The sequence below is a fragment of the Polaromonas sp. genome (assembly GCF_016185115.1).
In the GTDB taxonomy this organism is placed as follows: Bacteria; Pseudomonadota; Gammaproteobacteria; order Burkholderiales; family Burkholderiaceae_C; genus Polaromonas.
Window position 1 is genome coordinate 25,784 of the sequence record NZ_JACPOF010000018.1, and the last position, 10,877, is coordinate 36,660.

The window sequence follows — 10,877 nt, forward strand, 5'->3', positions numbered from 1 at the left end:
CAACCGAATGGCGCAGCATCACTTACTGTGTTGCTAGAGCTGCACAGCAGATGAAGTGGTTTATTCATCCCCCGTCCCTCCCGTTTCAGCTTTAACCTCCGCCAACAAATCGCCGAACTTGCCATAGTTCGCCTTCACCCATCATCCAGATTCAATGTGATGTGCATGTCGGCGTAGTAGCGGAGGTGCTCGTCGTAGGCCAGTAGCTCTACGTGTTTCTTATTGAGTTTTTCCACTTCCTTGGCCACGTTGTTGCGGGCGGAGGTGTTGCTGGCGGCTGCGGCGCCTTTTTGCAGCATCTCGAGCGGCTCTGGATCTTTAAAGCGTAGCCGAGAGTCGCGTCTGATTCGATATCGACAGTGATGCATCTCGGCGGCTGCTCCTTGATGGAGTTTGCGACTGCAATTTCTAGTTTCATCGTCGAACAACCCCTCACAATGTCGCGTGCTGTCACGTTTGCCCTTGTTTCACACTGTAACAGCGAGATCCACTTGCAGCCCTTAGTTGGTCAAATGTGCTACATATTTCATAGCTGGTCACGCTCGTATCTAAAGGGCTGCAGCCGTTTTATGCCTAAAAGCGGCACTTTTTTGGCCATTTTGGACCGTTTTCGAAGCTTTCCAGTGCTTGCGAAAATCGATTTTGCCGTGTACGGCAACAATTTAACGTATACATTAAAAAATTAACGTGTACGTTAAAATAGCCTGAGCAGCGCATGAGCGGCACTGCCTCAAGGAAATCGCAACCCCGAAGGCGCCAACTCAGCAAACGGCGAAGCAAACCGCGCAGGGTCTTTCTGCACTTCAGCTTCCAGCAGCGCCACCGTGCTGATCCAATCCGCGAGCAGCGGGTTGTCCTCCACATCAAACTGAAAACGTGGGCCTTCTATCGTGATGGTGGCGATGCAGTGGTCTTCGCTGGACCTCAAGGGGAATGACACCGAGGCCACGCCTTCAAACACGCTGCCCTGGAACCCGAAGCCCCGAGCCCGATGGACCTTCGCAACGCCGAGGCATAACTGGAGGAGTGGCGCTGCACGGCAAAACCGTTAAACTGACTGCATCGCAACTGCAACGCAATACCCGCCACCATGAAAACTGCCACGCTGCCTTCACTTCGTGTTGAACCGCAGCTGCGCGCCGCAGCCGAAAGCGTGCTGCGCGAGGGCGAGACGCTGACCAGCCTGATGGAAACCGCCATGCGCGAGACGATTGCGCGGCGGCGCACGCAGGGCGAGTTTCTGGCGCGTGGGCTGCGGGCTGCCCAGAACGCCAAACAGACCGGCATTTACCACGCAGCCGAGGCCGTACACGACGAACTGGCCCAGCGGCTGGATGCCCGGCGCAAACAGGTGCTGGGTTGAATGGGCAGTTTGAAGTCCGTTACACCGAAGCGGCGCGTGAAGATTTGCTGCGCCTTTTCGACTTTTTGCTGGAGCGGGCGCAAACCATTGAAGACTTTGACGCTGCGCAGGCCGCCATCGACGCGCTACGCACCGCAGTGCAAAGCCACCTGAGCCGTACCCCGTTCATTTACCGCAAGGCGGGCGACAGCGCATTTGTGCGCGAGCTGATCATTCCGTTCGGCAACGCAGGCTATGTGGCGTTGTTTGAGATTGCGGGCGCTGACACCGTCAACATACTGGCGGTGCGGCACCAGTTGGAAGACGATTACTACTGAGTCAAAAAGCAAAAGCAGGGCTGTCAAAACCAACGGAGGGCCCATCCGTCCGCGGCGCTGTTCCAGATGCCTTCACGATGCAAAAGGCGATCTCGTCGCAGGGATTTTCTGCCTCGGTGAAGAGGCTGGCTTCAATAGTTTCGTGGCCGGGGTCGAATTCTGTGCTGAGCAACTGGGCGCTGCAGAAGAGGTGGACCTGGCCGGGGCACATGACTGATGATATTTTTCATTTCTGCTTAATGCGGGCGATAAATATCTCTCGTAATTGATTCGACGGCATTAAATGCCGAATATTTGAGATGGATGCCCACATTTCAAATCCAAATTCCGGCCTGTTTTTTCTATAGTCATCAGTAGAAAAACAACTTTGCCCAGGCCTGCCAGATGCGGTCCTGCACTTTCACTGGCCCGCTACCGATGAACAATCCACCTCCCCAAAGCACCGCAGCCGACTACCTGGTTCAGTCACTTCAGGCCGAGGGCGTCACCCATGTATTCGGCTACCCGGGCGGTGCGGCCCTGCCTGTGTATGACGCCCTGGACAGAAACAGCGCTGTCACGCACATCCTGGTGCGGCATGAACAAAGTGCGGCGCATGCGGCGGACGGCTATTCGCGGTCGAGTGGCCGGGTAGGTGTGTGCCTTGTGTCTTCGGGGCCAGGTGTGACCAATGCGCTCACGGGCATTGCCACCGCCTTCATGGATTCGATTCCCATGGTGGTGCTCACGGGGCAGGTGCCCAGTCACATGCTGGGCCAGGACGCCTTCCAGGAGGTTGACGCGCTGGGCATCACGCGGCCCTGTGTCAAGCACAGCTTCCGCCTGTCTGATCCCGACAAAATTGAGGAGACGGTCAAAAAGGCATTTTTCCTGGCGCGTACCGGCCGGCCCGGCCCGGTGCTGATCGATTTGCCAAGAGACATCAGCGCTGCACGCATGGCGCGCCCCTTTGCCTATCCCGGTGACGTCAAAATTCGCGGCTACAACAGTGGCAGCAGCATTCCCCACAAGCAGGTGGCGCGTGCGGCCCTGGCCCTTTCAGAGGCCAAAAGGCCGCTGATTTATTACGGGGGCGGCGTCGTGCAGGGCGGGGCTTCGGCAGCATTGGGCAAACTGGCGCTGGCCAGCGGTGCACCGGTGACGAGTACCCTGATGGGGCTGGGCGCCTTCCCGTCTACCCATCCGGCCTACCTTGGCATGCTGGGCATGCACGGCCTTTATGAGGCCAATATGGCCATGCAGAATTGCGACGTTCTTGTGGCCGTGGGTGCGCGCTTTGATGACCGGGTGATTGGCGCGCCCAAAGACTTCATGCGGCCCCAGCGAAAAATCATTCACATCGACATAGACCCGTCGTCGATTTCCAAACGCGTCAGTGTGCAGATTCCCATCGTGGGCGATTGCGCCCAGGCCCTGGAAAGACTGACGGAGGAGCTGGCCGTTCACGCGCCGGACCCGGCGCGCCTGGCGCCCTGGCTGGCGCAGATCGACGAGTGGCGGGGGCTGCGCTGCCTGGACTACGCCAGCTCGGACAAAATCAAGCCGCAGCACGCGATTGAACTGCTCTCGCGCATGCGGGGGGCGCAGGACTTCATCGTCACCTCGGATGTCGGGCAGCACCAGATGTGGGCTGCGCAGTATTTCAAATTCACCAAACCGCGCAACTGGATCAACTCGGGCGGCCTGGGCACCATGGGCTTCGGGCTTCCTGCGGCGATGGGCGCAGCCATGGCCAACCCGGGCAAAACAGTGATCTGCATCACGGGTGACGGCAGCATACAGATGTCGACGAAGGAGTTGTCAACCTGTCTGCAGTACCGGCTTCCCATCAAGATCATCTGCCTGAACAACAACTTCCTGGGGATGGTCAAGCAGCAGCAGGAGTTCTTTCATGAAAACCGGCGCTCGCAGTCTTACATGGACTCACTTCCGGATTTCGTCGGCCTGGCCGAAGCCTATGGCCACAAGGGCCTGCGTGCCGACAACAGCCGTGACCTGCCGGGGGTGCTTGCCCAAGCCATGTCACACACCGACAGCCTGGTTTTTGTCGACCTGCTGATTGACCGCACGGAGAATGTTTTCCCGACACTGGCCAGTGATCAACCCCTGACCGCGATGATGTTGCGCCCGCAGGTGGTTTCGGAAGAGTTGTGAGCCTGGCCAGACGCATGAAGGCGGGCGGTGTGGTATGGCGCTATGAATTCAGTAGCCGCGTACGCGTATGACGTCTATGCGCTCTCGCAGGCTGTCGACGTGGGTGCGTCTTGCGTGAGAACGCCGGGGTGGTATTTGCTGCCGCCGCAAGACCAGTCCATGGCCTTGACCTCGAGCAGGCTCAGCTCTCACCGCCACTTCGCAGACCCAAAAAACCTGCGCTGGCAAACCTGACCAGCAGCATGGCGCGGTCTTCCAGTGACCTGTCTGTGGTCTGGTCTTCCATCAGGTCGGCGTAACGGTTGTCGAAAACCTGCCGCGAATACAGCATTGAAATGGTGAATGAATAGGCCCAGATCGCCCGCGTGCGGCTGAGCTGGGGGCAGGCGATTTGCACGGTCCGTATCAGGTCAGCGGCTGTTGCGTCAAACTCCTTGCGAAGGCTTTGTTCAACGCGTTCTGGTCCCGTCAGCGCCCACCTGATCAGCCGCGGGATGGATTGCTCTATCGGGTTCGGGTCTTCCAGGCGGCGGAGCACCGGCCAGATGATGGCAAACAAGATGTGCTCCAGCGGCGTAAAGCCTTGGCGCGGCGACTGCGCCAGCAGGGCCAGTCTTTCCGTGCCTATCGTGCGTACCGCGCGCTGGACCAGCGTCTGGAAGATGTCTTCCTTGGCCTTGAAATAAAAGCTGACGGTGCCGAGCGACAGGTGCGCCGCGTCGGCAATCTCGCGAAGGGCAATGCTGTCGTAACCCCGTTTGCTGAACAAGGCCTGGGCGCATCGCAATACTTCTTCGATGTTCTCTTCTTTGCTCATGGATGTGCTTGCGGATTCTGGCTGCTGACCGCATTGAGGAAGGTCGTGGCGCAGCGCAACTTGTCCATGATACTGCCCGGGTGTTCATGATGGCCCGGGCAGCCGCGTGGCCGGGCGCGGGCGTGTCAGCTGGCGGTGCTCACCTTGCCTTGTTCGCCTGCCAGCTGCGCACTGATGAAGCCCAGCAACTCGTCCTCGCATTCATCCCAATCCGATTTGGGGCTGAGCGCGACATCCCGGTCCTTGATATTCAGATGCCGCAGGCTTGCCTGCGGCAGCAGGGTAGACAGTTTTTCGCCGGCAACCCTGGGGTGGCTGTTGTCGTTACCAGGCACCACCAGCATAGGCTTGCGTATGCCTGCCAGGTCTTGCACTGTCGCGCCCACCACTGGCAGGTCAACGGATTTCAAAAAGTAGCTGGCCCAGTTGGACATGACCTCAATGAACTGCGCGGCAGACAGCGCCATCAGTTTTTGCCTGTTGGCCGGGCGTGCCCTGATCAGGGCGGCGAATTCTTCGGTTTCGCAGATGGCCTGCATGCCGCCAGCTTCGGCGACCGGGATGTACTGGGTGTAATACTGCTTTGCGAGCCATTCAGAAAATACGCCGCCGCCGGTCACGCGCCACAGAAGAAGCCCGCTAACCGCTTCGGGGTGCCGCAAGGCATAAGTGAGTGCCACCCGGCCGCCCGAAGAACTTCCGCCAACCCAGGCCGACCGGGCCCCCAGTCCTGTCAGCAGCACATGGAGGTCGTCGGCCCAGATCTCGTATTCAGCGTCTGAACCTGAAATCTCGACTTCCGACAACCCGCAGTTCCGCCTGTCGTGCAGCAGCACCCGGTAGCCACTGCGCGAGAGTTTTGTGGCGATGCTGACGAGTTCATCAAGCGACCGCCGCCCGCCCGGTGACAGCGCTACCCAGGGCCCGTCAGTGCCAAAAACCTCATAGTGAATCTCTACGCCCCGGATATTTTTGAATGGCATGCTGCGGCCTTTTTATGGATGACTGGTGCACCCTTGCGGCGCACGAACTTTTGAAAACTGATGTTAGCCAGCGTGGGCGCATGCCCTCTGGCAAGGGCTGATTTTTTGCCGTACATGCGTCCGATAAAGCTGCTCGTGTGGTGGCTTGTTTCGGGCCATACTCGGCGCCTCACATGACACAGAGACAACGCGGCCGGCAAAGCACCAGCCTCCGGACGCGACGAAGAGGCACAAAAAAACGATGTCGACGGTATTTATCACAGGCGCAGGAAGCGGCATTGGGCGCGAGTTCGTGCAGCAGTACCTGGCTGACGGCTGGACTGTCGTCTGTACCGCCCGCCAGGACGCTCATCTTGCTGAACTCGGTGACGCAGGCGCCGAGTGTTTTAACGTCGACATGCAGGACGCGCCCGGCATATTAAAGACGGCGGCTTTGCTGCTAGACAGGACGCTTGACCTGGCCATACTGAACGCCGGGATCATGCGCGGGCGCGACATGGGTTTTGCAGACATACACGTTCGGGACTGGCAAGAGTCTTTTTTTGTCAACTGCATCGCGCCTGCGCTGTGGGCCGGGCAACTGGTGACACCGCTCAAACGCCGCTTCAACGGAAAACTTGTGGCCTTGTCCAGCGGCCGGGCATCGATAGGCAACAACGTCACCGGCTCGACCATCATGTACCGCGCCTCTAAAGCAGCGCTGAATGCGACGTGGAAAACACTGTCCATTGACGAGCCTGACGTGATTTCTTTTGTGCTGCACCCGGGGCGCGTTCGAACCGCCATGGGCAGCCCTGAGTCTGAACTTTCAAAGGAAGAAAGTGTGGGCCAGATGCGCCGCGTCATACACGACGCCGACAAAAATACCACCGGGCGGTTTCTTGACTATTCGGGCAAAAGTTTGCCCTGGTAGCGCACCCGGTTTTTCTCCTTTTTTATTTTTCGACACCTTCAAACGATGAACCAGCAAAACCGACCGATTGCCCAGGGCCTGACGACCAGCAGCCAGGGGCTGGATGTTTACAGGGAAGGGGGCGTGGTGACGCTCACCATCAACCGCATTGACGAACAGAACCGCCTGAGCCCGAAACTGATGGGCTACCTGCTGGACCTCACCGCATCACTCAGGGACGATGCCAGCGCGCATGTGGTGGTGATTACCGGGGCAGGTCAGCAGCTTTTTTCGGCCGGCATCCTCAACCCTGAAATTCGCGCACGCTACAGCAAGCAGGAGGTGGTTGACCTGGTGCGATTTGCCAACCGCTGCTTTGATGCGGTGGAGGCGCTGCCGCAGATTGTCATTGCCGCGATTAACGGGCGCGTGATGGCCGGCGCTGTGGAGTTGTGCCTGGCCTGCGATATCCGTTATGCCTCGGACGAGGCCGTGCTCTGCATGCCCGAGGCGGCATGGGGCGGGTTTCCAGGGGCGGGCGGCCCGGTCAGGCTTCCGGAACTGGTGGGGCGGGCGAGGGCGCTGGAGATGATCTGCACCGGCCGCGAGGTAGGCGCCGCAGAGCTGCTGCGCATCGACCTGGTGCAGCAACTTTTCAAGCCCGAGGCGCTGGCGGCATCCGTGGGCGAGATCGCCCGCCGGATGGCCAGTTGCGGCCCGCTTGCCGTCAAAGGGGCGAAACGCATCGTCCATACCCGGCAGGAGCCCGGTTTTGCGGCCGCCCGAGGCCTGTCTGATGCCCTGCGCACGGCGCTGGAGTGGAGCGCAGATGTAGATGAGGGCATGGCCGCCCATCATGAACAACGCGCCCCGAGATTTTCTGGTCACTAAATCAGCATAAGGAACTTCAAATGCGACTCTTCACACTCTCACGCATCGTCACCGCAGCAGCAGCAATTTTTTGTGCCCAGGCGGTGATGGCCCAAACCTACCCCGCCAAACCCGTCAAGGTGGTGGTGGCATTCTCCGCAGGCGGTGCCACCGATTCGTTTGCAAGGCAGCTGGCCACCCACCTTCAGGGGGTGATGGGCCAGCCTTTTATTGTGGAAAACAAGGTTGGCGCCAATGGCAATATCGGCAGCGATTTTGTCGCCAAGGCTGCGCCCGACGGATACACCTTGCTGTTGCAGGATCTCGGCACCTTCACCAGTGGCCCCGCCCTGTACCCGAACCTGCCTTTCGACCCGCTGAAGGATTTCACCCCCATCACCCTGCTGATCGGATCGCCCTACGCACTTGCCGTCACGCCCAGCCTGCCCGTCAATTCGGTGCCCGAGCTGATCAGTTACGCCAAAGCCAATCCCAAGCTGTTCAACTACGCAATTCTTGGCAACGGAAGTGCATCTCACCTGGCTGGCCTTGAACTGTCCACCCGGGCCAACGTGCCGTTTACCTTCGTCGCCTACAAGGGTGGGGCACCTGCCTTGACCGACGTGGTGGCTGGGCAGGCCCAGGCGCTGTCGATTGCAATGCTCTCGACTTACCCGTTTGTGAAATCCGGAAAACTCAAGCTGGTGGGTGTGATGAGCAAGGAGCGCCTCAGCTTTCTGCCGGATGTGCCGACGGTTGCCGAATCAGGATTCCCCGGTTTTGTAGCGGGGCAGTGGCAGGCACTGTATGCGCCCAAGGGCTTGCCCAAAGACATCGTCGAAAAACTGCGCGCCGAAAGCGTCAGGTTCGTCAATTCGCCGGAAATGAAAAAGCGCCTGGCTGATCAGGGCGCTGTGGTGATTGCGAGCACGCCCGATGAACTCGCGAAGTTTGTGGCTGAGGAGAAAGTGAAGTTCGCGAAGTTCGTCAAGGATCACAACATCAAGGCTGACTAGGCTCTGGCCTGAGCGACCCCCGTGCCCTCGCTCAGGTAGCAGAGGGTGGCAAAGGGATTATTTGCTTCAAATTGCTATGAATTCAATAGCTGCTCACGTGCGTATTTAAAGGGCTACGGCCGATTTAATGCCTGAAAATGGCACTTTTTTGGCATTTTTTGGGCCATTTCGGGCTGTTTCCGGGCCTTCAGGCACTGCTGGATCAGAATTTTGCTGTATACGGCAAAAATTTAATGTGTACGTTAAAAAATCACGCTGGCCAAGGTTGCGTGGATGCCCCGGCTCCTTCAGCCGTTTCGTGCGCTGACTGTGTCGATGTAGGGAATGGCGCGCCGCATCATGTCGCAGAAATATTCGGCGGCGGGGGTCAGTTGCAGGCCGTTGCGCCTGACCAGGCAGACGGGCGGAGCGGGCAGGGTTTCGCGCACCGGGATGGCCTGAATGAAGTCGCGCAGAAGCGGCGATTGGGTCCAGTGCCGGGGCACCATCATCAGCAGGTCGGAGTGAACCAGGGCTGACAGGTAGGTCAACATCGAATGGCCCTGCAGCACCAGTTTGGGCGGTGGTAATTCATGGTACGCAAACAGGGGGCCGAGCTCTTCTTCGGCCTTGTGGGTGAGAGAGGCGGTGATCCACTCGGCGTCTACCAGGTCGCGCAGTGAACGCGACTGCGCCAGGGGGTGGTTCTTGCGGCCGACGATGATGCGGGTGCTGTGAAACAGCGTTTCCATGTGCAGCTCCGGCGGGACTTCCTCGGGCATGGGGCCGATGTAGCAGTCGATGCGGCTTTCCTTGAGGTCAGCCTCTATGGTGGGGTAGCCGGCGTCAATGATGTGTATGCGCACATGGGGGTAACTGGCTCTGAAAGGCGCAAAGGCGTCGGGCAGCAATGCGATGTGCGCCAGGCTTGAAAGGGCCACCGTCAACTGGCCATGCGTTTCACCGCGGATCTGGTTGACCTCTTCCTGCGCCAGCCGGACTTCATTGCCCACGGTACTGGCGCGGCGCAGAAACACCACGCCAATGGGCGTGAGGCGAACGCCGGTCGACAGCCGCTCGAACAGCACCACGCCCAGTTCACGTTCAAGCTCCTGAATGCTGCGGCTGATGGCCGACTGCTTGCTGCCGGTGTGGCGCGCGGCGGCGCGCAGGCTGCCCCTTTCGGCAACGGCCACGAAGTCCTGCAGGGCGCTGAGCTTCATGGGGCGGGTGCGGGCAGAAAAGGGGGGTGATGGTCGTCGGACATGGGCAGTCAAAAATTATTACCCATGTTTGGCGCCAGAGATACCCGGGCAATCCTTGGTAGTCCTTGTTCATCGCTGGTGATGGATGCGCATACCTGGCGGCTGCGCGGGGCGATGCTGGATTGTGATCAGCAAGCCGGATTTGCGGTCTGCCCCCGCGTGGCTGCAGCGCCTAGCATTCGCCCGGTAGTTCGCTAAAAACACTGGAGACAACATGAAACAACAAAAGACGCCATTTCTGGCGCGCGCACTGCTTGCCGGTTTCCTGATGGCGGCAAGCGTGGGCAGCATTTGCATGGCGCAGACCTTCCCCGCGCAGCCCGTCCACATCACCTCGCCTTTCCCCTCAGGCAGCGGGCCGGATGTGATGGTGCGCGTCGTCGGTGAACGCATGGGCGCGGCCTGGAAGCAGCCGGTGGTCATCGAGTCCAAACCTGGCGCCAATGGTTTCATCGCCATGATCGCAGGCAAGACTGCCGCACCCACGGGCTACCAGCTGCTGATTGCCGACGTGGGCCACCTGTCCATCAGCCAGTCGCTGTTCAGGAAGCTGCCCTACGACCCCAAGCGTGACTATGTGCCTGTGGGCGGGCTTTTTCGCGGGTCACTTTTTGTGGTGGTGGGCACCAACAGCCCCTACCAGTCGATGAAAGACCTGGTGGCGGCGGCCGTCGCCAACCCGGGCAAGGTGACCTACGGTTCCAACTCGGTGGGTGGCCCCCTGCACCTGGGTGCGGCGCAGGTAGAGGCGGCTTCGGGCGCAAAAATGGTTCATGTGCCCTACAAGGAAACCGCCCAGCTCTATCTGGCGGTATCCACGGGGGAGGTGGACTGGGCCATTGGCACGCTGGCCAGTGCCGGGCCGCTGCTCAAGGCGGGCAAGGTGAGGCTGCTTGCAGTCGGCGACAGCGTGCGCTCTGCTGTCATGCCCAATGTGCCGACGATTGAAGAGTCGGGCGGGCCCAGGGGCGTGGTGGTGCGTAGCTGGATTGCCGTGCTGGCGCCCCGGGGCACGCCGGCGGCCAGGGTCGCCTTTCTCAACAAAAGCCTGAACGATGCGCTGGCGCTGCCCGAGGTGGCTGAAAAGTTCACAGGGCTGGGCTTTGTTCCCTTTCTCATGACTCCCGCAGCACTGGCCAGCCTGATTGACAGTGAAGCCGTGTTCTATGCCGCGATGGTGAAGCGCACCGGTGCTTCGGTTGACTGACGCTGGAGGCTTGT

12 protein-coding genes and 1 pseudogene are annotated in these 10,877 nt (G+C 59.8%); 7 read left to right on the forward strand and 6 right to left on the reverse strand.

Translation table 11 applies throughout. The features are described from left to right. Nucleotides 1-134: 134 nt before the first annotated feature. Together HYX42_RS12750 and HYX42_RS12755 are read right to left on the reverse strand one after the other, a co-directional pair. Complete coding sequence (locus tag HYX42_RS12750; RefSeq protein ID WP_293403552.1) at nt 135-299, reverse strand: hypothetical protein; 165 nt, start codon at nt 297-299, stop codon at nt 135-137. A gap of 431 nt (nt 300-730) precedes the next feature. Next, the gene (locus HYX42_RS12755) at nt 731-961 is read right to left on the reverse strand and encodes a hypothetical protein (RefSeq protein WP_293403554.1); all 231 of its coding nucleotides are present in this window, start codon (nt 959-961) and stop codon (nt 731-733) included. Between the two features lie 129 nt (nt 962-1,090). Between HYX42_RS12755 and HYX42_RS12760 the strand changes: the two genes are divergently transcribed. Together HYX42_RS12760 and HYX42_RS12765 are read left to right on the forward strand one after the other, a co-directional pair. Next, nucleotides 1,091-1,363: a YlcI/YnfO family protein gene (locus HYX42_RS12760; RefSeq protein WP_293403556.1), complete on the forward strand. Its 273-nt coding sequence runs from the start codon at nt 1,091-1,093 to the stop codon at nt 1,361-1,363. Beyond that, on the forward strand, nt 1,360-1,680 hold the full coding sequence (locus HYX42_RS12765) for a type II toxin-antitoxin system RelE/ParE family toxin (protein WP_293403558.1): 321 nt from the start codon (nt 1,360-1,362) through the stop codon (nt 1,678-1,680). Before HYX42_RS12760 ends, HYX42_RS12765 begins: the two co-directional genes overlap by 4 nt. A 64-nt stretch (nt 1,681-1,744) precedes the next feature. Here the strand turns inward: HYX42_RS12765 and HYX42_RS12770 are convergent. After that, nucleotides 1,745-1,882 (reverse strand): annotated as a pseudogene (locus tag HYX42_RS12770) (NUDIX hydrolase); the annotation flags it as partial. Between the two features lie 215 nt (nt 1,883-2,097). On the opposite strand from HYX42_RS12770, the gene ilvB reads away from it, so the two are divergent. Next, the gene (gene ilvB, locus HYX42_RS12775) at nt 2,098-3,834 is read left to right on the forward strand and encodes a biosynthetic-type acetolactate synthase large subunit (RefSeq protein WP_293403560.1); all 1,737 of its coding nucleotides are present in this window, start codon (nt 2,098-2,100) and stop codon (nt 3,832-3,834) included. A 181-nt stretch (nt 3,835-4,015) separates the two neighbouring features. Here the strand turns inward: ilvB and HYX42_RS12780 are convergent, their stop codons facing one another. Together HYX42_RS12780 and HYX42_RS12785 are read right to left on the reverse strand one after the other, a co-directional pair. Continuing rightward, entirely contained in the window at nt 4,016-4,651 is a 636-nt protein-coding gene (locus tag HYX42_RS12780; RefSeq protein WP_293403562.1) for a TetR family transcriptional regulator, read from the reverse strand. A 125-nt stretch (nt 4,652-4,776) separates the two neighbouring features. Continuing rightward, nucleotides 4,777-5,634 carry an alpha/beta hydrolase gene (locus HYX42_RS12785; protein ID WP_293403564.1) on the reverse strand — a complete coding sequence of 286 codons (858 nt, stop codon included), beginning with the start codon at nt 5,632-5,634 and terminating at the stop codon, nt 4,777-4,779. 241 nt (nt 5,635-5,875) lie between these two features. Here HYX42_RS12785 and HYX42_RS12790 point away from each other — a divergent pair, with 241 nt between their 5' ends. From HYX42_RS12790 to HYX42_RS12800, 3 genes are read left to right on the forward strand one after another with little or no spacing between them, the layout of a single operon-like run. Then, nucleotides 5,876-6,547 carry an SDR family NAD(P)-dependent oxidoreductase gene (locus HYX42_RS12790; RefSeq protein WP_293403566.1) on the forward strand — a complete coding sequence of 224 codons (672 nt, stop codon included), beginning with the start codon at nt 5,876-5,878 and terminating at the stop codon, nt 6,545-6,547. A gap of 45 nt (nt 6,548-6,592) precedes the next feature. Continuing rightward, the gene (locus tag HYX42_RS12795; RefSeq protein WP_293403568.1) at nt 6,593-7,417 is read left to right on the forward strand and encodes an enoyl-CoA hydratase-related protein; all 825 of its coding nucleotides are present in this window, start codon (nt 6,593-6,595) and stop codon (nt 7,415-7,417) included. Nucleotides 7,418-7,437: 20 nt separating this feature from the next. Next, the gene (locus HYX42_RS12800; protein ID WP_293403570.1) at nt 7,438-8,412 is read left to right on the forward strand and encodes a tripartite tricarboxylate transporter substrate binding protein; all 975 of its coding nucleotides are present in this window, start codon (nt 7,438-7,440) and stop codon (nt 8,410-8,412) included. Nucleotides 8,413-8,699: 287 nt separating this feature from the next. Here HYX42_RS12800 and HYX42_RS12805 read toward each other — a convergent pair whose 3' ends face one another. Beyond that, a complete protein-coding gene (locus tag HYX42_RS12805) occupies nt 8,700-9,614 on the reverse strand; it encodes a LysR family transcriptional regulator (RefSeq protein ID WP_293403571.1) in 915 nt (304 codons plus the stop codon). A gap of 256 nt (nt 9,615-9,870) precedes the next feature. Here HYX42_RS12805 and HYX42_RS12810 point away from each other — a divergent pair, with 256 nt between their 5' ends. Continuing rightward, entirely contained in the window at nt 9,871-10,863 is a 993-nt protein-coding gene (locus tag HYX42_RS12810) for a tripartite tricarboxylate transporter substrate binding protein (RefSeq protein ID WP_293403572.1), read from the forward strand. The last annotated feature ends 14 nt before the right edge of the window (nt 10,864-10,877 follow it).